Origin of the sequence: Blautia sp. Marseille-P3201T, from assembly GCF_900120295.1 — a bacterium.
Taxonomy (GTDB): Bacteria; Bacillota; Clostridia; order Lachnospirales; family Lachnospiraceae; genus Blautia.
Genome location: NZ_LT635470.1, coordinates 170,308 through 194,141, shown reverse-complemented (window position 1 = coordinate 194,141; position 23,834 = coordinate 170,308). Strand labels below are relative to the sequence as shown.

Annotated in this window: 26 protein-coding genes; all 26 read right to left on the bottom strand. The window is 38.0% G+C overall.

Features of this window, described 5'->3' with window-relative positions; translation table 11 throughout:
- Positions 1–134 precede the first annotated feature (134 nt).
- Positions 135–1,325, bottom strand: coding sequence for a SpoIVB peptidase (spoIVB, locus tag BQ7352_RS09255; RefSeq protein ID WP_072448947.1), 1,191 nt, complete (start codon positions 1,323–1,325; stop codon positions 135–137).
- A 211-nt stretch (positions 1,326–1,536) separates the two neighbouring features.
- Positions 1,537–3,219, bottom strand: coding sequence for a DNA repair protein RecN (gene recN / locus BQ7352_RS09250; RefSeq protein ID WP_072448946.1), 1,683 nt, complete (start codon positions 3,217–3,219; stop codon positions 1,537–1,539).
- Positions 3,220–3,239: 20 nt separating this feature from the next.
- Positions 3,240–3,698, bottom strand: a complete 459-nt coding sequence (gene argR, locus BQ7352_RS09245; protein WP_072448945.1) for an arginine repressor — start codon at positions 3,696–3,698, stop codon at positions 3,240–3,242.
- 12 nt (positions 3,699–3,710) lie between these two features.
- Positions 3,711–4,574: an NAD(+)/NADH kinase gene (locus tag BQ7352_RS09240; RefSeq protein ID WP_072448944.1), complete on the bottom strand. Its 864-nt coding sequence runs from the start codon at positions 4,572–4,574 to the stop codon at positions 3,711–3,713.
- Positions 4,575–4,576: 2 nt separating this feature from the next.
- On the bottom strand, positions 4,577–5,383 hold the full coding sequence (locus BQ7352_RS09235) for a TlyA family RNA methyltransferase (protein WP_072448943.1): 807 nt from the start codon (positions 5,381–5,383) through the stop codon (positions 4,577–4,579).
- Complete coding sequence (dxs, locus tag BQ7352_RS09230; protein ID WP_072448942.1) at positions 5,384–7,240, bottom strand: 1-deoxy-D-xylulose-5-phosphate synthase; 1,857 nt, start codon at positions 7,238–7,240, stop codon at positions 5,384–5,386.
- 13 nt (positions 7,241–7,253) lie between these two features.
- Complete coding sequence (locus BQ7352_RS09225; protein WP_072448941.1) at positions 7,254–8,144, bottom strand: polyprenyl synthetase family protein; 891 nt, start codon at positions 8,142–8,144, stop codon at positions 7,254–7,256.
- Positions 8,134–8,352 (bottom strand): exodeoxyribonuclease VII small subunit, encoded by a 219-nt coding sequence (gene xseB, locus BQ7352_RS09220; protein ID WP_072448940.1) that lies wholly within the window; start codon positions 8,350–8,352, stop codon positions 8,134–8,136. The genes BQ7352_RS09225 and xseB overlap by 11 nt, the downstream gene beginning before the upstream one ends.
- Positions 8,345–9,565, bottom strand: a complete 1,221-nt coding sequence (gene xseA, locus BQ7352_RS09215; RefSeq protein ID WP_072448939.1) for an exodeoxyribonuclease VII large subunit — start codon at positions 9,563–9,565, stop codon at positions 8,345–8,347. Before xseA ends, xseB begins: the two co-directional genes overlap by 8 nt.
- Positions 9,562–9,969, bottom strand: coding sequence for a transcription antitermination factor NusB (nusB, locus tag BQ7352_RS09210; protein ID WP_072448938.1), 408 nt, complete (start codon positions 9,967–9,969; stop codon positions 9,562–9,564). The genes xseA and nusB overlap by 4 nt, the downstream gene beginning before the upstream one ends.
- A 111-nt stretch (positions 9,970–10,080) precedes the next feature.
- Complete coding sequence (locus tag BQ7352_RS09205; RefSeq protein ID WP_072448937.1) at positions 10,081–10,458, bottom strand: Asp23/Gls24 family envelope stress response protein; 378 nt, start codon at positions 10,456–10,458, stop codon at positions 10,081–10,083.
- A gap of 118 nt (positions 10,459–10,576) precedes the next feature.
- Entirely contained in the window at positions 10,577–12,169 is a 1,593-nt protein-coding gene (locus tag BQ7352_RS09200) for a peptide chain release factor 3 (protein WP_072448936.1), read from the bottom strand.
- A gap of 73 nt (positions 12,170–12,242) precedes the next feature.
- Positions 12,243–12,899, bottom strand: coding sequence for a SpoIIIAH-like family protein (locus BQ7352_RS09195; protein ID WP_072448935.1), 657 nt, complete (start codon positions 12,897–12,899; stop codon positions 12,243–12,245).
- A 13-nt stretch (positions 12,900–12,912) separates the two neighbouring features.
- Entirely contained in the window at positions 12,913–13,392 is a 480-nt protein-coding gene (locus BQ7352_RS09190; protein WP_072448934.1) for a stage III sporulation protein AG, read from the bottom strand.
- Entirely contained in the window at positions 13,389–13,700 is a 312-nt protein-coding gene (locus BQ7352_RS09185; RefSeq protein ID WP_072448933.1) for a stage III sporulation protein AF, read from the bottom strand. The genes BQ7352_RS09190 and BQ7352_RS09185 overlap by 4 nt, the downstream gene beginning before the upstream one ends.
- A gap of 245 nt (positions 13,701–13,945) precedes the next feature.
- A complete protein-coding gene (locus BQ7352_RS09180) occupies positions 13,946–15,088 on the bottom strand; it encodes a stage III sporulation protein AE (RefSeq protein ID WP_072448932.1) in 1,143 nt (380 codons plus the stop codon).
- Positions 15,085–15,471, bottom strand: coding sequence for a SpoIIIAC/SpoIIIAD family protein (locus tag BQ7352_RS09175; RefSeq protein ID WP_072448931.1), 387 nt, complete (start codon positions 15,469–15,471; stop codon positions 15,085–15,087). The genes BQ7352_RS09180 and BQ7352_RS09175 overlap by 4 nt, the downstream gene beginning before the upstream one ends.
- A gap of 11 nt (positions 15,472–15,482) precedes the next feature.
- Positions 15,483–15,677: a stage III sporulation protein AC gene (spoIIIAC, locus tag BQ7352_RS09170; protein WP_003019897.1), complete on the bottom strand. Its 195-nt coding sequence runs from the start codon at positions 15,675–15,677 to the stop codon at positions 15,483–15,485.
- A gap of 24 nt (positions 15,678–15,701) precedes the next feature.
- Positions 15,702–16,220 (bottom strand): stage III sporulation protein AB, encoded by a 519-nt coding sequence (locus BQ7352_RS09165; protein ID WP_072448930.1) that lies wholly within the window; start codon positions 16,218–16,220, stop codon positions 15,702–15,704.
- Entirely contained in the window at positions 16,214–17,185 is a 972-nt protein-coding gene (gene spoIIIAA, locus BQ7352_RS09160) for a stage III sporulation protein AA (RefSeq protein WP_072448929.1), read from the bottom strand. The genes BQ7352_RS09165 and spoIIIAA overlap by 7 nt, the downstream gene beginning before the upstream one ends.
- A gap of 41 nt (positions 17,186–17,226) precedes the next feature.
- Positions 17,227–17,997, bottom strand: coding sequence for a sugar phosphate isomerase/epimerase family protein (locus BQ7352_RS09155; protein WP_072448928.1), 771 nt, complete (start codon positions 17,995–17,997; stop codon positions 17,227–17,229).
- A gap of 20 nt (positions 17,998–18,017) precedes the next feature.
- Positions 18,018–18,659, bottom strand: coding sequence for a hypothetical protein (locus BQ7352_RS09150; RefSeq protein WP_072448927.1), 642 nt, complete (start codon positions 18,657–18,659; stop codon positions 18,018–18,020).
- An 81-nt stretch (positions 18,660–18,740) separates the two neighbouring features.
- Positions 18,741–19,361, bottom strand: coding sequence for a 4'-phosphopantetheinyl transferase family protein (locus tag BQ7352_RS09145; protein WP_072448926.1), 621 nt, complete (start codon positions 19,359–19,361; stop codon positions 18,741–18,743).
- A complete protein-coding gene (locus BQ7352_RS09140) occupies positions 19,342–21,213 on the bottom strand; it encodes an ATP-dependent helicase (RefSeq protein WP_072448925.1) in 1,872 nt (623 codons plus the stop codon). Before BQ7352_RS09140 ends, BQ7352_RS09145 begins: the two co-directional genes overlap by 20 nt.
- A gap of 4 nt (positions 21,214–21,217) precedes the next feature.
- Positions 21,218–22,666 (bottom strand): glutamate--tRNA ligase, encoded by a 1,449-nt coding sequence (gene gltX, locus BQ7352_RS09135; RefSeq protein WP_072448924.1) that lies wholly within the window; start codon positions 22,664–22,666, stop codon positions 21,218–21,220.
- A 90-nt stretch (positions 22,667–22,756) separates the two neighbouring features.
- The gene (locus BQ7352_RS09130; RefSeq protein ID WP_072448923.1) at positions 22,757–23,818 is read right to left on the bottom strand and encodes an NAD(P)H-dependent flavin oxidoreductase; all 1,062 of its coding nucleotides are present in this window, start codon (positions 23,816–23,818) and stop codon (positions 22,757–22,759) included.
- Positions 23,819–23,834 lie beyond the last annotated feature (16 nt).

Below are 23,834 nucleotides of genomic sequence, written 5' to 3'. Positions count from 1 at the left end.
TCGTCAATAACTGAAGACTCTTAGTATTATATTCTCTGTTGTTTTCAGAATCAAGTTAAATCATTCTACAATTTATCTTTGTTTTTGATTATTTTCATTCAATTTCGACATTTTTATTATTTTTCACTATATTTTTATAGCATATTTTCAATAAAAATCCCGTAACCTTTCGATGAATCCTGTACAAAAACATGGGTAACTGCTCCAATAAGTTTCCCATTCTGAAGAATTGGGCTTCCACTCATACCCTGCACAATTCCTCCCGTTTCCTCTAAAAGTCTTGGATCCGTTACCTGAATTTCAAAAGCTTTATTTGTTTTGGATTTATTCCGGTATATCTCTGTTATTTCAATATCATAAACCTTCACCTCTTCATTCAAATTTGTCAAAAGTTTTGCTTTTCCTTCCTTTACTTCCTGCTGGTAACCCACCATGACTTTCTCATGGGGCAAACGTTCCATATCAAATACCTCACCGGAAATTCCCAATTCTGTATTTTTCTCTATAATTCCGATTTTTTTATCCGGATCATAGTCAATATATCCGGATAATTCTCCCGGCATACCTTTTGTTCCTTTCTTAATGGAAACAATTTCTGCTTCATAAAGCTCTCCTTCTGAAATATTCAAAAGCTCTCCTGTATCCGCATCACTGATCCCATGTCCAAGGGCACCAAATTTCCCATTTTCATCAACATATGTCATAGTTCCAATTCCCTGCGTATTATCCCTGATCCAAAGTCCCAGTTTATATTCGTCATTCTGATCTAATACAGGAGAAATGGAAAGAGGTATTTTTTCTCCGTTTCGGTTTACAAGAAGTTCCATAGTTTCTCCATGACTGGCTTCAATATTTTTAATCAACTCTTTTTTTCCTGAAATTGGATTTCCATTCACTTCCAAAATATAATCTCCGGCCTTCGCTATATGTTCTGCCGGTTCTGCCCGCACACCATCCTTACCTGTAATCTCTCCTGTATCAACTACCAGAACACCCTGGGTTTCCATATACAGACCTATGGGCATGCCACATACATCTACCCATTTTTCCTCTTCTGTTTTCACCTGTACATCCTTTAAATAAATCATGTTAAGGAAATAACAGGGTATTTGGTAACTGCCATTTTTTGACACGTCAATACTCTCAGAATACGTTATAAAAGGATAATCCATCATCTGAGAAACTTCTGTTTCTTGTCCCTGGCGGATATAAATCGTATCTGGAATTATTTTTTTCAGATAATAAACCCCAAAAACTGTCATTAAGCACATATCCGCTAATAATAATACGAAAATAAGGAGGCGATAATTACGTTTTCTCTGCAAAAAATCAAATCCTTTCCTATTTTTTCAAATTTTTATGTTATATTTAAAATAATTTATGGCATTAAGTATAGTGAAAAATTATATATTTTGAGCGAAAATATTCTCAATATAACTTAATGCAAACGGAGTATTTTTATTTCATAGGACGCGATTTCCTATACAATAAAAAAAGATACACTGCTGTGTACCTTTTTAGTATGTGATATTTTCCTTATTTCACTCTTGTATTTTTTTGTTGCTGTGCCAAATCTTTCATTTCTTTAGCATTTTGCAAAACTGCTTTTGTAATCTCTGCACCACCTAACATTCGGGCAAGTTCTTCCACTGACTGCTCTTCAGTTAATTTAAAAATTTCTGTGACAGTTTCTCCATTTTTTACCTGTTTTTCAATAACATAATGACTGGCTGCCTGAGATGCAATCTGAGGCAGATGAGTAATACAGAGCACTTGATGCTTTTCACCAATTACCGCCATTTTCTCAGCTACTTTCTGAGCTGTTCTGCCGCTAATCCCTGTATCAATTTCATCAAAAATCAAAGTTTCTGTACAATCTTTGTCTGCCAGCAGAGTTTTAATTGCCAACATAATTCTGGAAAGTTCACCACCAGACACTACTTTCGAAAGTTCTTTAACCGGTTCTCCCGGATTAGTAGAAATCAAAAAATGGATCGTATCTTTTCCTGAAGCTGTAAAATTTTCTCTCTCTTTGAAAGAAATTTCAAAAGAAACATTAAGGAAATTCAAATCCTGCAGCCCCAAAATAATCTGTTCCTGCAGTTGCTTTGCCCATTTTTTTCTCACCTTTGTCAAAACAGCAGAAGCTTTTGAAAGTTCCTCTTTCCGTTCTTTCCACTGTTGTTCTAATTTTTCTTTTCTCGCTTCAAAATTTAAAAGTTTCTCTAACTTTTCTTCCTGTTCCATTTTATACTCTAAAATTTCAGGTATTGTATGTCCATATTTTGCTTTTAATCCATTAATAATATCCAGTCTTTTTTCTATTTCAAAAAACTCTTCCTCTGAAAATGTAAATTCTGCCATATAAGAAGCAGTTTCTCTGTTAAAATCATTTAAAAGACTATCTACATCTGTAAGCGAAGCCAAAAGGCCATTCAGATTTTCATCAAAAGAAGCAATCTGTGACAGTTTTTGCAAGGCTCTGCTTATCTGCCCTGCGCTGCCTTCTTCATATCCTGTGAGACAATAGATTTCTCCTAAATTTTCTGTGATTTTTTTCCCATTTAAAAGCTTTCGATAAGATACAGACAATTCCTCGTCTTCCCTATCTTTTAACTGGGCATCTTCTATTTCCTGTATTTCATACTCTAAAAAGTTAATTTCTCTTCTTCTCTGTTCTTCATCCAGCTGATAAGACTCCAGCTCCTGTTGTACGGCACGATATTCTTTATAAAGTTCTTTTACCTTTTGTTTTTCTTTTTCAATTTCAGCCTGTCCATAAGCATCCAGAATTTCCATCTGCTTGTCTGCATATAAAAGTGACTGGTGTTCATGCTGCCCATGAATATCCAACAAAAGCTCTGAAATTTTTCGAATTCCGGAAATCGTACAGGTTTCTCCGTTTATCTTGCTGATACTTCTGTTCTCAGTTAAACGCCGCGAAATAATCACCTGTCCATCTTCCGGAAACACTTCCAGTGCTTTTAATTTTTCTTCTGTATCGGGGCTTACCTGAAAAACTAATTCCACATAAGCATAATCTGCCCCCTCACGTATCATTTCTCTTGACATTTTTTGTCCTAAAGCAAGGTTTACAGAGCCAATTAAAATAGATTTTCCTGCTCCTGTTTCACCTGTTAAAATATTCAGTCCTTCTTCAAAATCTACCTCTGCTTCTTCAATCAATGCAAGATTTTTTACATGTAAATGTACTAACATTCTCAGAATACTCCATTTTTCTATTCATATACATGAATGACCTTTTTAATTTTGTTCATCAGTGCCATTGCCTGTCCTTCATTTTTACAAAAACACGCAATTGTATCATCTCCTGCAAGACTTCCCACAATTTCCTGAAAACTAATATGGTCCAAAGCTGCTGCTGCCGCATTTGCCATTCCAGCTGTGGTTTTAATCACCAGAATATTCTGGGCATTGTCCATAGACAAATAAGCATCTCTTAATACACGTATGTACTTTTCACTGTCTGCCGTATTTGGCGAAGATACCAGTCCATATTTCGAACCGCCATCCTGCTTTGCCATTTTCATCAATTTCATTTCCCGAATATCTCTGGAAACAGTTGCCTGTGTTACTTTAAATCCTGCTGCATTTAATCGTGCCGCAAGCTCTTCCTGTGTTTCAATATCATATTCATTAATTAATTCTACAATTTTTGACTGTCTGGCAATTTTCAATCTTATCACCTCCTAATTCTTCATTTTTGTACGAAGCACCTCTAAAAAACTAATATTACTGATTTTTATAATTTTAGTGTCACTTACAGAACGTTTTATTACAATCCTGTCCCCTGCATTCATGGAAATGTTCGTATCTCCGTCAAAAGATGCGACAGCCTTTCCTTCTCCATTTTTCTGTGCTCCCTGAGTAACTTCCACTGTAATTTCATCTTCTGCAGGGAAAATAATACTCCTGGTATTCAATGTATGTGGAGCAACCGGTGTCATAATCATAATATTGGTTTCCGGCGATACAATAGGCCCTCCGGCTGAAAGACTATAACCGGTAGAACCTGTAGCTGTGGAAATAATAATACCGTCTGCTGTATAGGAATTTAAAAATTCCCCATTGACATAATTATTAAAACGAATTACACGCAGAGGTCCTTCTCTGCCTATAACAATATCATTTAAAGCCACATCTTCTGCCACCATTTTGCCTCGATGGTATACCTTTCCACTTAGCATCATACGATGCTCTATCGTATATGCATCTGCAATTAGATGATTTAATGCCGGCTCAATAGACTCTTTGTCAATCTCTGCAAGATAACCCAAGGTTCCCAAATTTATTCCCAAAAGAGGGATTTCACGGCTTACCACATCTCTGGCAGCCTGCAGCAAAGTCCCATCGCCGCCTAACACAATAACACATTCTACATCATCCGGTATAATGCGTATATCTGTATAATGATTAAATGGGGCTCTGTTTCCGAAACTGGCCGGTCGAACTGAACAGCTCTTCCCTTTACTTTCCAGATATTTTGCCACTTTCTTGGATACCTGCAATCCTTCATCTTTTTCACTGTTTGCAATAATATAAAATTTATCCATCTCTATTTATCCAGTTCTTTGTGTGCGTTTGCCACGGTTCCTTTGACATCCAGCAAAACATCCTCTGGAATTTTGTCTTTTTTCTTTTTTAAGTGAAGTAAATATTCAATATTTCCTTCCGGTCCCTTTATAGGTGAATACTCTAAGTGCAAGGTAGCATAATTAATACTACGGGCATAATCAATTACTTTTTCAATAACTTCCTCATGCACCTCAGGTTCTCTTACCACACCTTTTTTTCCAACCTTTTCTCTGCCTGCTTCAAACTGAGGCTTAATCAGACACACTACCTCGCCGTCTTCTTTCAACAAATTATAGACAGGCAGCAAAACCTTTGTAAGAGAAATAAACGATACATCGATTGAAGAAAAATCAGCCGCTTCCTGTAAATCTTCCGGCACAACATAACGGATATTCGTCTTCTCCATACAAACAACACGAGAATCGTTACGAAGTTTCCAGTCTAACTGTCCATGACCAACATCAATCGCATATACTTTTATAGCGCCGTTTTGCAGCATACAGTCTGTAAATCCTCCTGTAGAAGAACCTACGTCCATACAAACCTTATTTTCTAAAGCAACTCCAAAATGGCTCATTGCTTTTTCCAATTTCAATCCGCCACGGCTGACATATTTTAAAGTATTTCCACGAACTTCAATATTTACAGTTTCCTGAAACATTGTTCCGGCTTTGTCTTCCTTTTGATTATCTACATATACGTTTCCTGCCATAATAACAGCTTTTGCCTTTTCTCTGGAAACTGCCAGCCCTCTTTTTACAAGCAAAACATCAAGACGTTCCTTCATTCATTTTGCCTCCTTAACTCTTTTATAAACAGAAACAGCATCAATTCCTGCTTTTTCTTTTAATTTTTCAGGATTTCCATGTTCAATAAATCGATCCGGAAGTGCAACATTCAGTACTCGAACCTGAGGATGTTGTCTATGCATATAGTCAAGCACTGCACTTCCAAAGCCGCCTTTTTGTACATTTTCTTCCATAGTCACAAGCAAAGAATGTTCTTTTGCCAGTCTGTCCAGCATTTTTTCATCCAGCGGCTTTACAAATCTGGCATTTACAAGAGTCGGATTTTCTCCCTCTTCTTTCAACATTTCATAAACCTGACATGCAGTTTTTACCATACTTCCCACTGGAAGAAGGGCAATAGACTCTCCTTCGTAAATCATTTCACTGCGGCCTTTTAAGACAGGGGCTCTATACTCTTCCAGCCCGTCATAAGCCTCTCCTCTTGGATAGCGAATAGCAATCGGTCCATCATAACCAACCGCAAATTTCATCATATCGGAAAGCTCCCATTTATTTTTAGGAGCCATAACCGTCATATTCGGTATCATAGATAAGTACGTTAAATCAAAACATCCCTGATGTGTTTCTCCGTCACTTCCTACCAGACCTGCTCTGTCTACTGCAAAAATCACATGGAGATTTTGCAGACATACATCCTCAATCATCTGGTCTACTGCTCTTTGTAAAAAAGATGAATAAATTGCCACTACCGGTATCATACCGCCTAAAGCAAGACCTGCTGCAAAAGTCACCGCATGTTCTTCTGCAATTCCTACATCAAAGAAACGTTCCGGAAACATATTGCGAAAACGCTTTAATCCAGTTCCATCCGGCATAGCTGCCGTAACTGCCACCACACGTTCATCTCTGTCACCGAATTTTCGCATAACGGTAGAAAAAATGTCTGTATAATTTGCCTTTCCGCTGCAGCTTAATGGAAGACCATTTTCCAAGTCAAAGGCTGCTGTTCCGTGAAAGCGGGCAGGATGACGCATGGCAGGTTCATATCCTCTGCCCTTTTCTGTTTTCACATGCACCAGCACAGGTCCTGAAATTTTCTTTGCTTCCTGAAACACCTGAATAAGTCTGGAACAGTCATGCCCATTTACCGGTCCTAAATAGGTAATTCCCATATCTTCAAAAAACATTCCGGGAATTACCAGTCGTTTAATACTATCCTTTGTTTTATGCAGACGTTTAATAGTAGCAGGACCAATTCCCGGGATTTTACTGAGACTGTTTTTTACTCCTGTTTTGAACTCCTGATAGCCTTCTGCAGTCCGAACATTGCTCAAATAGCTGGATATTCCACCCACATTTTCAGATATGGACATTTCATTATCATTTAAAACAATAATAAAGTTTTTCTTCAAAACGGAAGCATTATTTAACGCCTCATACGCCATTCCGCCTGTAAGGGCGCCATCCCCGATAATGGATACCACATGGTAGTTTTCCTGTTTTAAATCTCTCGCTCTTACATATCCCACACCTGCAGATATAGAAGTAGAACTGTGCCCTGTATCAAAAGCATCACAGGCGCTTTCACATCTTTTTGGGAAACCGCTCATGCCGCCCATTGTACGAAGTCCGTCAAATCCTGCTTTTCTTCCTGTTAAAATCTTGTGAGTATAAGATTGGTGTCCTACATCCCAGATAAGTTTATCCTCTGGCAGACGAAAAACATAATGCAGCGCCATAGTAAGTTCTACCACGCCTAGGTTTGATGCCAGATGCCCCCCTGTTTTACTTACATGCTCTAAAAGAAATTCTCGGATTTCCTGTGCAAGCTGTCCAAAATCTTCCAAGGGCACTTTTTTAATATCGTTTTCTTTTTTTATATTTTCTAAAATCATTCGTAATGCACCTCTATTTTCTGCGGGTACATAAAGCCTGAAACAATTCTTCCAGAAAACTTTTTTCTTCTGCAATTTCATTCAGAAGCTGAATTGCTTCATTTGTAAGCCTCTGCACCTCGCTCCCCGCTTTTTCAATACCTTCTAAGGTCACATACGTGGTCTTGTTATTTTTTTCATCGCTTCCTATCGGCTTTCCAAGCTCTTCTTCACTGCTGATAACGTCTAAAATATCATCCTGTATCTGAAAAGCAATACCAATTTTCCTGCCTATTTTCTCAAGCTTGTCAACATCTGAAGTTCCGGCAAGAATTCCTCCAATCATAAGAGCAGCCTCTATTAAAGCTGAAGTTTTATTTTCATATATATAATCCAGAAGCTGTTTTTCAAGAAGTTTACCATCATTTTCTACATCAACCCCCTGACCTCCCAGCATTCCTTTTATTCCTGTTTTCTCTGCCAAAACTTTCAGTGCTTCAGCCACTCGATGAAGCTCTGTTTCACTTTTCGCCATATCAAATGCATGAAAAGCCGTTTCATAGGCATAATTTAACAGTGCGTCCCCTGCCAGAACAGCAGCAGCTTCTCCAAAAACAATATGTGTAGTTGGTTTGCCACGTCTGTATTCATCATTATCAAGAGCCGGCAAATCATCGTGAATTAAAGAATGGGTATGAATCATCTCCAATGCCGCCATAAAAGGCTCAATAATCTCCCCTTCTCCACCCAGCATACTGTAGGTTTCTCTCATAAACACAGGCCTTAAACGTTTTCCGCCTGCTCTCATGCTGTAATTCACAGCTTCTGCCATCTTTCCTGAAAATCCACCTTCGTCCGGAAGGTATTTCTCAATAACAGTTTCTGCAAAATCTGTTCTTTGTTGAAGTTCAGTTTTAAAATTCACTTAAATCACCATCTTTATTCATCTGGAGCATTTTTTTCTCAACCATATCAATTTTCTGACTACAGTGTTTTAATACTTCCATTCCTTTTTGATACATAGTAAAGGAGTCTTCCAGGGAAATATCTCTGCTTTCTAACTTTTCCACAATTTTATCCAGCTCCTGCAAGCCTTCCTCAATGGTTACTTCTTCTGTCTGTTTTTCAGTCACTCTCTATGCTCCTCTCTTTTCTTTTTATATCAGTTACTTTTGTTATAATCTGTCCGTCTGTCACCTGAATATTCAATACTTCTCCCGCTTTCACCTGAGAAGTACTGGTAACTGCAGAACCTTTTTGATTTTCCACATAAGAAAATCCTTGATTTAATTTTTCAAGTGGTGACAGGCCTTTCATTCGCTCAATATAAATATTCAAATTCTGTCTGGCATGAAAAATCTGGTTTTCCATTGCGCTCTGCATTCTGCTTTCCAAGTCCAACAGACGCGTGCGTTTTTCTCTTATTTGAAACTCAGGGCTTCCATACATCAAACGATTTTCATAATGTTTTATCTGCTGCTGTAAAAGTTGAATTTTATTTTCCAGATTTCTTGAAAACTTCTGACGATAATGTTCAAGAGTCTGAAATAGTCCTCGAATGTCAGCCACAGCCAGCTCTGCTGCTGCCGAAGGTGTAGGAGCGCGTAAATCTGCCACAAAATCCGCAATGGTAGTATCTGTTTCATGTCCTACAGCAGAAATTATCGGTGTTTTACAATTAAAAATAGCTCTTGCTACATTCTCTTCATTAAACGCCCATAAATCTTCCATAGAACCGCCGCCACGTCCCACGATAATTACGTCCACACCATAATCATCCAGTTTCTCAATGCCTTCGATAATGCTTTCTTTAGCGCCCTCTCCCTGTACCAGCGCCGGATACAAAATAAGCTGAGTATAAGGGTTTCTTCTTCCTGCTACATTTCGGATATCCTGTATTGCAGCACCGGTTGGAGCTGTCACAATTCCCACTGTTTTTGCATAAGCCGGAATAGGTTGTTTATATTCTTTGGCAAACATTCCCATTTCTTCCAGCTCTGCTTTCAATGCCAGAAAACGTTCGTATAAAACACCGGCTCCTTCTAAAGTAATTTCTTTCGCATAAAGCTGATACTTACCGTCTCTTTCATATACACTGACACTCCCGCTTACAACGACTTTATCCCCGTTTTTCATAGGAAATGCCAGACCTTTTCTCTGTCCTGCAAACATAACACAGGCAAGAGCCCCTGTTTCGTCTTTCAGAGAAAAGTAAATATGACCGGAAGTATGATACTTACAGTTTGATACTTCACCTTTTATACTCACTTTATTCAACAGAAAATCCTGCTGAAACATATTTTTAATATAATTGTTTATCTGACCTACGGAGTAGATACTGTTCATAAATCTTCCCTTGCTATTTTACCCAGTATTCCATTGACGAAAGAAGCAGAGTCGTCTCCGCCAAAGCTCTTACTGATTTCAACTGCTTCATTGATTGCTACTTTTACCGGTACATCTTCATCATATTTCATTTCATAAACAGCCAGACGAAGAATATTTAAATCTACTTTGCTCATTCTCTTTGTCTTCCATCCTGCTGACTTTTCATTTAATAAAGCGTCAATTTCTTCTAAATGTTCTTTCACCAAAGCATATTTATTTTCCATATAAGCCTGCTCTGTTGGCTGTAAATCTGAAAGTCCATCAAAATATAACTGTATCTGCTCCGGCATCTCTGCTGTTTCATTAAACTCTCCTAAAAAAAGAAGTTTGAAGATGTGTTCTCTCATTTCTCGTCTTCCCATATTTCTTCCTCCTGCACGTATCTTTCCTAAAATTTTCCTATAGCAAAAATAAGGTGCCCTAAAAAAGACACCTTACCTCTCTTCTCTTTTAGCTGTGAACTTGTCAATGAACTATTTTGTCTTTTCAATCTCTACGCTTGCAATGCGCACATTTACATCAGAAACAGTAAGACCTGTCATATTTTCAATAGAAGCCTTTACTCTTTCCTGAACTTTTTTGCTTGTTTCTAAAATGTTAAATCCATACTCAATATTAAGTGCTAAATCTACACAAACTACATCTTCTAAAACATCTACTTTCACACCTTTTGAAAGTACCTTCATGCCCAGCTTGCCAACCAGCTCATTTGTAATGTTGCCTGCCATAGAGCCAACACCTTCTACCTCTGTTGCTGCCAGACCTGCAATAATAGCCACTACTTCATCTGCAATTTGTACTTCCCCAAGAGAGCCATTATCATGTATTTTATATCTGTTTCTATCTTCCATTCTGATTTTAACCTCCTAATAGGAATATCCTGTCTCTTATTATACCAAAAGCCTCCATAAATTAAAAGTGGTTTTTTGCTTTTCCCGCAAAAAACCACTTTCTGTATTTGTTTCTTTTTTAGTTTCTTGAAAATTCTGCCAGCTTCAGCCCTTCATTTCTGTCTAAAGTCATGCCAATACTCCAACTGTTAATAAACAGCAGCAATGGATTTCCTTTCATATCCATGACCTTCTTCATATCTGAAGTACCTGTAAGACGTTTCACATCCACTTCCTCTTTATTTTCAATCCAGCGGATATGCTCGTAAGGCAGAGCTTCCAGTCGAATATCAACGTTATATTCATTCTCCAGACGATATTTTAATACGTCAAACTGAAGAACACCTACAACACCTACGATAATTTCTTCCATACCGCCCATGATTTCCTGGAAAATCTGAATTGCACCTTCCTGAGCAATCTGGTTAATTCCTTTAACAAACTGCTTACGTTTCATGCTGTCTAACAGACGCACACGGGCAAAATGCTCAGGCGCAAAGGTCGGAATACCTTCATACTGAAACTTTTTACCCGGTGTACATACTGTGTCACCAATGGAGAAAATTCCCGGATCAAAAACACCAATAATATCTCCTGCATAAGCTTCTTCTACTACATGTCTGTCCTGTGCCATCATCTGCTGCGGCTGGGAAAGACGCATTTTTTTATTTCCCTGTACATGAAACACTTCTTTTGATGCTTCAAATTTACCGGAACAAATTCTCATAAACGCAATTCTATCTCTGTGATTTTTATTCATATTCGCCTGTATTTTAAATACAAAAGCAGAAAAATCTTCTGTTAAAGGATCCACTTCTCCAATATCTGCTTTTCGCGGAAGTGGTGTGGAAGTCATTTTCAGGAAATGTTTTAAGAAGGTTTCCACACCAAAGTTGGTAAGAGCAGAACCAAAGCACACAGGAGAAAGTTTTCCCTGGTCTACAAGCTCCTGATCAAATTCAGCACTCGCTCCATCTAACAGCTCGATTTCTTCTAAAAGTTGTTCCTTCTGCTCCGGATCTAAGACTTCATCAATACGTGGTTCATCTAAAGCAATTTCTTCTTCCAGACCTTCTTTTGTGCCTTTCATAGTATCTGAGAAAGTCAGAACCTTTCCTGTCTCTCTGTCGTAAACACCTCTGAATTTCTTTCCGGATCCAATGGGCCAGTTAATAGGGCATGTTGGAATTCCCAGTTCTTTTTCAATTTCGTCTAATAAATCAAAAGTATCGTTGGCATCTCTGTCCAGCTTATTAATAAATGTAAAGATAGGAATATTTCGCATAGCACAGACTTTAAAAAGCTTTCTGGTCTGCGCCTCCACACCCTTTGAGGCATCAATTACCATTACGGCTGAGTCTGCTGCCATCAAAGTACGATAAGTATCCTCTGAGAAATCCTGATGTCCTGGTGTATCCAAAATATTGATACAATAGCCATCATAATTAAACTGTAATACAGAGGAAGTAACAGAAATACCTCTCTCTTTTTCTATCTCCATCCAGTCCGAAACTGCATGGCGGGCAGTTGCTTTTCCTTTTACGCTTCCTGCCAGATTAATCGCACCGCCATAGAGCAGGAACTTCTCTGTCAGAGTCGTTTTACCTGCGTCAGGGTGAGAAATAATTGCAAATGTACGTCTTTTTGTAATTTCTTTCGTATAGTCAGCCACTTTAGGCCCTCCTTCATTTCATATAGCACACTGACGCTATTTTAGTATACCCGTAAATATGTGTCAAGGGGATTTATTCATTTTCCTCTGTTCCGCTGTCCAAAGGAGTAATCACAATCTTTTCTGCTGCTACATCTGTTTTTCTTTTTACAATATCTTCAATCTGCGCTCTGTTTGCATCTTCCATATATTCTTTTGGTACAATAACATCTGCACTGTCACCGGTAAGATTTACTACCACATTCTGAAATCCCTGCGCGTCAAGCAGCAGCTCTGCTGCCTCTTCCTGCTCTGCAAGATTAGTCATATTGACCATGGAATTTACAGCTTCTTGTTTCTGATCCTCTCCTAAATTTTCATTATTAATAATTTCCAACAATGTTTCTTTATTGGCAGAACGCACCTGTTCTCTGCTTACTTTTGCCTCTGCCACAAAGCCGGAAGCGCCTGTAAGTACAGCTTCTCCCGGTGTCTCTTTTTCTTTTTCATTTTCTTCTTCAGCCATGGCCGTTTCATCTGTAATATCATAATCCAGACTTTCAATTTCTTCTACAATAGCATCTGTTTCCGATGCTGTCTTAGCATCTTTTTCTGAGGTTTTTGTACTTGCCTTCTTCAGTGTTTTATCAATTCCCAGATGATTGTCTGAGTAATTGATATACCCTGCCACAGCAATCATAATTGCCAGAGCTGTAATAATGACCTGATTTTTCTTGAAGATTTTTTTCATGCAACATTCTCCTCTAATTCATTTTCATTACTTTAATTTTATGGGCTTCTACCTGAAATAATACCTGTACTGCCTCCTGAATATTACCAATAATTACAGGATTATCACCTCCCTCTGCTACCACCACCACGCCAATAACCTTTGGATATTGCTGTGATGTAAGGTAAGGGATCTGATTGCCTTTTGCATCCTTTGTATAAACCGTATCTTTTTCGTCTTTTTCTACCAGATTTTTTTCTGTTCCTTCGCAGGTGAGTATAACTTCTGCTTTTCCTACCCCCTTTACTTTCTCCAATACTTCCTCTAACTGTTCTTCCATCTGCTGCTGCCAATCCTTCTGTTCTTTTGCCGGCTCTGTTACACTGTATTCCTCCTGCTGTGTCTTTAATGTTTCTCTTTCTTTTACCGGAAGTGCTGCAATCAGTAAAAGCAGCCCAATGAGAAGGATGACAAACAGTTTCTCCTTTTTCATCATTCCCTGCAAAAACTTCATGGTTCTACCTCCTGCCCTCTTATAATTTCTGTCTCCTCCTCCCAGCTCTGTTCCCATGCTTCTGCTTTTTCTTCCCACTGTTGTGCTTCCGTTTCAAATCCTTCAAAGTTTTCCATATAAGACTCCAGTTTTTGCCCAATATCTGCAATCTGAAAAACAGGAGACAGGAATGTCAAAATAAGCAGCAAACCCATATAGTAGCGAATATATTTTTTGTAACTGTCATCAGGAAGTAAATTCATAACTACCGTCAGCAGAAGAAAATAACAAACTACGTTTTGAAGCCAGGAATATAGTTGTGAGAGCATACATTTTCTCCTTCTTTCTCAAACAAATGTGATAAAAAACTTTGGCAGATGCTGCTCCATGTTCCCCTGCAAACTGTCCATTTTCTTATTTTTCTGCGCCGCTTATAGATGCTTTGTCCGCCAAACTCGTGCTTACGCACTCAAACACAGCTCCCAAAGCATCGCTATGCTCGAAAAATCACAAAAATGTTCCAATTGTTTGCAAAACAACATGTCGTTGCATCTGAACAAATATTTTTATACTATTAATGGGAAACAAATGAAACGGATAAAATGGCAATAGTGATTAATGACAGTAATTCTACCGTTAATAATACTCTCAGGAGTAATCTGCAGCCTTCTCCCATGGTGGAGAGGCATCCTGTCATTCGTTTGTCTGCCACAGGCTGGACAACGGCTGCCAAAAGCTTATAGGTCAAGGTGGTTATCCCCAGACGAATAATGGGGGGCAGTCCTAAAAGGAGTAAAACCAGAATTCCCACCACGCCAATACAGTTTCGAATAAGCACGGCTGTTCCAAGAGCCACCTCTGTCACGCCATCAATAGCATTTCCCACTGCCGGAATAGCGGCTGCTGTCTTTCCTATAACCTCTCTTTTTAAAGAGTCCACTGCCGGAGATATCATATTTTGAATAATCTGCATGCCGACCAGAACTGCCACACAGGTATGCAGTGTCCATTCTAAAATCATTTTAAAAAACTCAGCCATTTTCGAAAGAATGTCCTCTTTATGAAGATAATTTACCAACTGAAACAGCACAAAAAGATGAATGCCCGGTATCACCAATTTCAACAAAACAATCTGGATGACGTAAATCACAGCCAGCACCATGTTATAAAAAATCATAGCGCTCGCTACGCCTCCCGCTGCTGTTACTGCCAGAAAATAGGAGGGCATCAATGCTTTCATAAAAAGAACAAAATCTTCCAAACTGGAAGAAATGGTATGGCTCATCTGTCCAAAACTTTTCATCAATATAGTAAGCAGGAAAAGATATACCATATAAAAACTGATTTCTCCCGTTTCTCCCTTTTCAAATACCCCTGTGAAATTAGAAAACAATGAAGCTATCAAAACAAGAAGGATTACCTGAACAAGAATTTTTTTATCCGGTAAAAACTGTTGATATAAAAACTTTTTTCCAATTTCCCAAAATTGCCCTATAGAAAAGGGCGCTTCTCCTGCAAGAGCTTTCTGTATACTCCCTTTTACGTGAAAAGTTTCCTCTCCTAATAATTCATTAACTGCTTCCTGCACTTGTTCCAGTTCCATACTGTCTAAAATTTTTTCTTGTCTGTCTTCCCCGCCATTCTCATCAGAAGCCCGAACCGGCGCTGCAAAAAGGAAACAAAGCAGCACTATCATTGGTATTTTTTCTATTCTCATGATAAAAAGCTGCGAATTGTTTCCATCAATGCCAAAAGTACAGGCATAGACAAAACCATCATATACAGCTTTGTAAACACTTCGATTTGCGAGGCAACTGCACTGTAACCAGCATCTTTGCAAAGTCCCGAAGAAAATTGTGCCACATAAGCCGCCCCTATCATTTTTAATAAAATCACAAAATATTTGGTATCTAAAGGAAGGTATTCTTGAAGCTGCAAAACAGAAGAAAATAAATATGCAATTTTCTCCGTCATATAAGAAAAAATACAAACTCCTGCTCCCAGGCTAATGTAAACCATATATTCCGGTCTTGTCCCTTTTAAAAGCAACCCCAGCATCATTCCGGCAATTCCAATCATCACAACTTTTATAACTTCCATATCCCCTCCTGTTATAATGAAAATAAATCTTCAATTGTACGGAATAAATCGTAAATATAAGGAAGTATCCAGAATAATACTAAAAGAAGTCCTGTCAGGCTTGTCAAGAATGCCAGTTCCTCCCGCTGACTATGCTTTAATATCTGGCACAGGACAGATACCAGTATTCCTACTGCACCAATTTTAAATAATAAACCTACCTCCACTCTGTGTCCTCCCTGTATACTATATTACAGTAACAAAATTGCCAGAAAAATCCCTGACAAAACGCCTAAGCTCTGATACAATTTCTTCTTTACAGGCATTTCTTCTGTGAGGGCATCAATTTCTGTTTTTAATTGTTGTAAATACCACTCTAATGTATTTTTCTGCACATCCATGTCTAAATATCCTAAATATTCTCCAAGTTGTACAAATTCCTCAAAATCTTTCTGTGTCACATTCCATTCCTTTAAATATTTTTCCGCATTTTCCCGAAAAATGCAGGCAAAGCGTTCCCCCTGATACTTCTGTGCCATTTTTGCTGTTTCTTCTAAAAAACAACACAAAGGTTCCTGTACCTTGCCGGAAACACGAAGCATAGCCTCCGGCAGGGTTTCTTTCCTATAAGTGATTTCTCCCATTAAAAGCAACAATGTTTTCTCAATTTCCCGAAGCAAAAACAGTCTTTCCGAAATTCCTGCACTTTTTTTATAGCCTAAAGCGGAACAAGCAAAAATAACCAACACAGTTCCCATTATTTTTAACATAAAATCCCCTGTCTTCGGGAAGCGTCATAAAGCCCTGTGCCACGCTCGTCATAGATAGCTTTTATCTGTCCTGCACAGTCTTTCTTATATAACACAATGTAGCGTTCAAAAACTTTCTCTTGCATCAGTCTTTGAAGCAAAGGTTTACGCTTGATATCTTCTATAGAACTTCCATGAACCGTTGCAAAAAGTTTACATCCACAATGAATGACAGACTCTATGGCATGAATATCCTCATAATCCCCTAACTCGTCTACCGCCACTACTTCCGGCGACATTGAGCGAATAAGCATCATCATACCTTCTGCCTTAGGGCAGCAGTCCAAAACATCTGTTCGTATTCCTAAATCATTTTGTGGTATTCCCTGATAAGATCCTGCAATTTCTGAGCGTTCATCCACTACCCCTACAGAAACCCCGGGCATATAGCGATTTCCATTACTGACCTGACGGATTAAGTCTCTTAAAAGTGTGGTTTTTCCACATCTGGGTGGAGAAATAATCAAGGTATGGCAAATTTGTCTGTTTTTTATAATGTAAGGAAGTATAGGGGATGCACACCCCTTTATCTGATGTGATAATCGAAGATTAATATAAGATATGTATTTTAGACTTTTAATCCTATTTCCGTCTAAGATTGTTTTTCCTGCAATTCCTACTCTGTGACCTCCCACAATGGTAAGAAAGCCCTGGCGTATTTCTTCTTCAAAGGCATAGAGAGAATAACCACTGATGTATTCCAGCATCTCTTTTAAATCTTCTGTCTGAACTTGATATGCCTTAGTTTCTTCCCTCGTCAATGCTCCTTCTAAAGTCAAAAAATATTCTTTCCCCTGATAAATCACAATTAAAGGAGCATTGACCCGTAATCGGATTTCATAAATTTTGTTTCTGTCAAAAAGGGCTTGCCCAAGGGCTTTTCTTATATGTGCGGGGAACAGTTTTGTAATATCCTGTTCTGTCATTTATCTCACCTCTTAGAATAATATATGAGGACAATCCCTTTTTATGACACATGAAAAGAATTACCTAAAAGCTCTTTTGCACTATAAAATGAAGCAATTACTGCCTCCTGTGTACTGCATTCTATCGTGCATGTTTTTATTTGTTTTTTCTGTAAAATTTTTCTTACTGTCGTTGTGGAAATATTTCCTTTTCCTAACTGCAAATGACTATCTCTGTCTCCTTTATTATCATGCAAATGTATATGTTTTAAATACTTTTTCTCTGTTTGAAACCACTCTTCACAAGATACTTTAGAATAACAATTGGCGTGACCTACATCAAGGCAAAGCCCAAAAGCCGGATGCTTTATTTTTTCTGCCACCTCTGCCATGGGCTGTGGTATTCGGTCTAATACGTTTTCCATAACAATTTCTATGGAATTATCCTTATCCCACAGAAACTCCTTATAAAATTCTGCCATCCGCTCTGCCCATCCTATTAAAAGATAAAAATCCGGTACATAACAGGTGTGATAGACAATTTTCTTTGCTCCTAAAATCTTTGCTGCCTGATATGCTTCTTCATATCTTTTCATAGTTACAGACCGAATAGATAAGTCATAAGATACAGGATTTAAATCCAAAAAAGGGCCATGAAGCAATAGCTTTTCACAACCCATTTTTTCTAGTCTTTTCTCATAAGAAAGCAATTTTTTTGAAAAATCATCTAAATTTTCAGCAATAGAAAATTCAATAGACTCTACTCCCATTCCTGTTTCCTGTATTACTTCCTTTGTTTCTTCATCACTCAACAAATGACTGAAATAGAACATTTTTTATCCCCCAATTTGTATCAGCCAATATTTCGCTCATAAAATTTCTCATAAATATTGACAAAAAAGTTTCTTCTTCCGTTTTTATAATATAAAACAATAAAAGCTGTCAGACCTATACCTGCCACTGTGGCACACAGCATATCGGTAATACTGTCATGAACCCCCTGGGTATAGTGATTGATACAATCGTTTTTAAAGAAAATCAACATAGCATATTCATAGAATTCCCACAACTGTGCCACTGCCATATTAACCGCATTAATAAAGATAAGAAAAATAGTAAATTCCCTTTTAGACTGAAATTTTCTGTCACGTTTAATAGCAAAATACAGGATAACCGCCGCTGTCGTAATCAACCATCCACTGGAAAAATGGAGGATTTTATCAAAACCATAAAGTCGGTAAGCATTCAAAGCTCCTCCCCATACACTGGCAAAATAAGTAAATACATTGGACAAAATATAAATCTCATACACAATTCTCCAATGACACAACTTAAAAATCAAAGGCACAATACATGGTGTGAGTACAGCTACAAATGCCATTCCCACACTATGGTAGTTCTCTGTATAGAGGTTATATCCAAAAGCAAATATCAACGTTACTATATAAAAAAGAATACTTCCATACCATACCTTTTTCAATGTCTTTTCCTGCATATTTCTTCCTCCTTTGTTTCCATGTCCTTCACTATAAAGAAAAAATCTTAATAAAAGGCATGTGAAAAACAAAAGTTTTTATTAAGAAAAAAATTTCAAAAGACAGGATGGCAAAACCGGCTGATAAATCACTTCACATTCTCTGTCAGCACTGATACAGCCTGTATAATCTTCCTGCAGTGCAAAATCTTCCTGCCATGCTGGTTTGGGAATTTTTCTTAAATCTACTGTAATTCCCTGTCCTGTAAGCTTTAAAAAGCTTTCCTTCCTTGTCCAGTATTTATAAAAAGCAGAAGTTTTATCTTTACTCAAAAACACCTCATTCTGCTCCTTTGTAGATAAGATTTTCTCAAAAATATGCCGGTTCTTCAGCTCTTTTTTTTTCTGTATGTCAATTCCACAGGGAATTTCTGATAAAGCACACACCGCATAATTACCAGAATGGCTGATATTAAAATGAGGAGCAGATTTTCCTAAAAGGGCAGGTTTCCCATGAGTACCATATACCAAATACTCCTTCAGATTATGATATGCTTCCTTTAAAGTATCTGCCATAAAAAGCTCATACCATTCTTTTTGCTGAAGCAAACCATATAGCAGCAGAAGTTTTCCACATACGCTTTCTGCTCTATCTTCTGCATTACACAGTTCTGTCCATTGGTCAATTTCTCCTATATAAATTTTAATTTGAGGTTTTTCCATCCTTTTCCTCCTGCCATCCGCATTCCTTTAAAAAGCGAGAAGGCTCCAACTGTTTTTCATGTCGTTCCTTAATAAACAAAAGGGAAAGTTCTTTTCTGGCTCTTGTCATTCCCACATAAAACAGGCGTCGTTCTTCCTCTATATCACTGTCTGTGGCAGCTTTATGGTATGGTATCATGCCTTCGTTTACATCCATTAAAAACACCTTATCAAATTCCAAACCTTTAATACTATGTAAAGTAGAAATAATCACACCCTCTTTTTGAATTGGCTGACTTTTTGCCTGTTCTTTTAAATTTTGTGTATATTCCTCTATGTGCGAAAACCATTCCGGATAAGTTTTATAACCTTTGGTGCTTTCTGCTAATTCTTCTAAAACTTCGTAAAAATCATCTGTTTTCAGTTTTCGATAAGCTGCATAATCTTTTAAATACTCATCATATCCAATACCTTTGCGTATATAATTGATTGCGCCGTAAGGTGTCATATTTTTCAGCAGATATAAGTCTTCTTCCAGCTTATCAATCCGATCACACAGCCAGTCTTTTCCTTCATAATACCATCGGAGAGCTTCAAAAGATACCTGAGAGTCTTCTAAAGCAGCTCTTGATATATAGCGATTAGGACGGTTCATAATCTGGAGAAATTCTTTCCTGCTTCTGTCACCCATTGCCAGTTTCATATAAGAAATCATATTGCGTGCAATCCAATGCTCATAAATATTAGGCATAACATCCCTCATCTGAAAAGGTATTTGATATTCCATAAACGTCTCTATTAAAAATCTGGCTCCGGAATTTGTTCTGTATAAAACTGCCATTTCTTCATAGGGACAGCCTTCTTGATAAGATTTTAAAATACAATCTTTTACATAAAGCTCTTCCTGCCTTGCAGTATCAAATTTCTGAATATTAAGTGGCTTTCCCTCTTCATTTTCTGTATAGATTTTCTTTTTAAATCTATTTTTATTGTAGGAAATCACTTTGCCTGCTGCTTCCACAATTTTCTTAGTAGAACGATAATTACAGGACAAAAGTTCTGTCCTCACCGTAGGAAAATCCTTTGGAAAATGCATCATAATTTCCGGTTTTGCACCGCGAAATGCATAGATAGACTGATCGTCATCTCCCACAATAAACAGATTATTCTGAGGTGCTGCCAACATTTTTACAATATCATACTGAAGTCGGTTAATATCCTGAAACTCATCTACCAAAATATATTGAAATTTCTGCTGCCAGCCTGCTAAAATATCGGTTCTTTTCTTCAGTAAGTCGTAACAATACAAAAGCATATCATCAAAGTCCAGCAGCCGGGCCTGTCTGCATCCATTTACATAAGTATAATAAATTGTCCGGAATATTTCGTCCGGACAATTCTTAGAATAATAATGTTCCAGAGGAATTCGATTATTTTTCACTTGACTGATTTCCTGTATCAATCCTTCAAAAAAATCTTTTTCATCCTCTATTTCCATTCTCTGTTTATAAATAATTTCTCTTAACATATCATAGCGCTGCTCTTCGCTGATGATATTTTTCCCTGTCAATCCATAAGCATGTCTTAAAATACCATAGAAAATACCATGAAAGGTTCCAAAAGTCACTCTCTGATAATTTTCTGTGACACCGGACTTTTGACAGAGAGATAAAAAGCGTTCCTTCATTTCTCTCGCAGCCGCCTTTGTAAAAGTAACTACCAGAATATGTGCAGGATTTACATGATGCTCCCGAATAAGCGCCTCTACTCTTCTAGTCATCGTAGTAGTCTTTCCGGAACCTGGTCCCGCCAGAAGCATCATCGGTCCTTGATTATGATGAATTGCTTTTTCCTGTGCAGTATTTTTCTCCATAAGATTAACTTAACTTCTCAATCGCAGCTTTGATTCTCTGGATACTTTCTTCTTTTCCAAGCACCTCCAGAATTTCCGTAGCGCCTGCCGGTGTCATCTGCTTTCCGGAAAGTGCAGTACGGATCGGCCATAAAATCTGTCCGTTTTTATAACCGTTTTCTTTTGCAAATCCACAGAGAAGTTCATACATTGCATCATTGCTGTAATCTTCTGTTCCTTCTAATACAGGAAGGATTTTCTCTAAAACTTCTAAAGAAATTTCAGGATTTGTTTTCATTTTCTTATGTGTATACATAGCAATGTCATACTCCGGCACTGCTTCAAAGAAATCTACTAAATCTGTAATATCCGGCAGAACTTCTATTCTAGTTTTTACCATTCCCGCGATTTTTCTTAAATCCAAATCTTTGGTAATTACCTGTTTTAAGTATGGAAGTGCCATTTCATAAAACTTGTCATCATCCATAGCTTTCATATATTCTCCATTCATCCAGCGGAGTTTCTGAATGTCAAATACCGCCGGTGACTTACTCATATGATGGTAATCAAATACCTTTACTAATTCTTCCAGAGAGAAGATTTCGCGGTTATCCTCGGGACACCATCCTAAAAGTGCCACATAGTTTACAATAGCTTCTGTTAAAAATCCCTGCTCTACTAAATCTTCATAAGAAGAATGACCGGAACGTTTACTGAGCTTTTTATGCTCTTCGTTTGTAATTAATGGGCAGTGTACATAAGTAGGAATTTCCCATCCAAAGGCCTCATAAATACGATTGTATTTTGGAGAAGAAGATAAGTATTCATTTCCTCTTACTACATGTGTAATTTCCATTAAATGGTCGTCTACTACATTGGCAAAATTATAAGTAGGATATCCATCTGATTTAATTAAAATCAAATCATCCAACTCGTTATTTGGAACAGTAATGGCTCCGTAAATATCATCCTGGAAAGTTGTTGTACCTTCTGTAGGCATGTTAAAACGGATAACATACGGCTCGCCGTTGGCCAGCTTTTCTTCGATTTCTTCCTTGCTTAAATGCAGACAATGTTTGTCATACATAGCAATTTCTTTTTCTCCCACGCTGGATTTTAAAGACTCCAGACGTTCTTTTGTACAGAAACAGTAATAAGCATCTCCCTGCTCAATTAACTGCTTTGCATATTTCAAATAAATGCCCTGTGCATTTCTTTCACTCTGAACATAAGGACCATATCCACCGTCCTTGTCAGGACCTTCGTCGTGTACCAGACCTGTTTTTGCAAGAGTTCTGTAAATAATATCCAGTGCGCCTTCTACAAAACGCTCCTGGTCTGTATCTTCAATACGAAGCATAAAGCTTCCATCTTCATGCTTTGCAATTAAATATGCATACAAAGCAGTTCTCAAATTTCCTACGTGCATTCTGCCTGTTGGGCTTGGTGCAAATCTTGTTCTTACTTTACTCATGGTATTTCTCCTTACTTTTAAAACAGGGGTATGTGGCTTTCACCCTATACCCCATTACCATGAAAATTATACTCGAACCATCGCCTATTTTCAAGTATTGTTTCCCGAAAATTCTTTCATTATTTCTTTTACTTCTTCGATTTTGCTGCATTTCCACGCATTTTCTCCACAAAATAAGAGTGCATGTTCTGTATCTCCCACTGCTGCGTGTACCAGTGCTTCTGTAATACAATAAGGAATATCCTTTCCCTTACAGCCTTCAATACACTGATAACAATGAGTGATTTTTTCCGGTTTTGTCTTTACCCTTTCAAGAAAAGCATTGGAAATCGCCCTTCCCGGCATTCCTACAGGACTGTCTACAAGAACAATATCTTCCTTTTTGGCCTTCAAATATGCTTCTTTATAACGCACATCTGCATCACATTCTTCTGTGGTAACAAACCGAGTGCCCACCTGCACTCCGTCTGCTCCAAGGCTTAATGCGTGCTCCATATCCTTCCTGTCGAAAATCCCTCCGGCTGCAATTACCGGAATTTTTCGTCCTGCTTTTTGGCTGTATTCTTTTGCCTTTTCTACAATACTTACAATTACTTTATCGTATTCCTCCTGCGTAAGCTGCTGTACTTCTTTCTTGGAAAACCCCAGATGCCCTCCTGCTTTCGGGCCTTCCACCACCACAAAATCAGGATAGCGGGAATATTTCCGCTCCCATACTCTGCTGATTACAGTAAACGCCTTTAAGGAAGAAATAATCGGTGCAATTTTCACTTTGCTTCCTTTTACATATTCCGGTAAATCCACCGGAAGTCCAGCCCCTGATAAAATTACATCAACACCTGCCAGAACGGCATTTTTCACATACTCCTTATAATGTCTGGTTGCCACCATAATATTAGCGCCGATTACTCCGCCCTTTCCGATTTCTTTTGCCCTTGCAATCTCTTTTTTGATAGCACGAAAATTGGCTTCTAATGGATTTTTTAAAAAATCAGGCTCTCGAAATCCAATCTGTGCTGTGGAAATCACACCCATTCCTCCTTCTCTTGCCACACTTCCCGCAAGATTAGAAAGGCTGATGCCCACTCCCATTCCGCCTTGTATCACCGGAATTTTCAATTTTAAATCTCCGATTTCCAATGGATTTATCATGTTTTCTCCCTTCTGA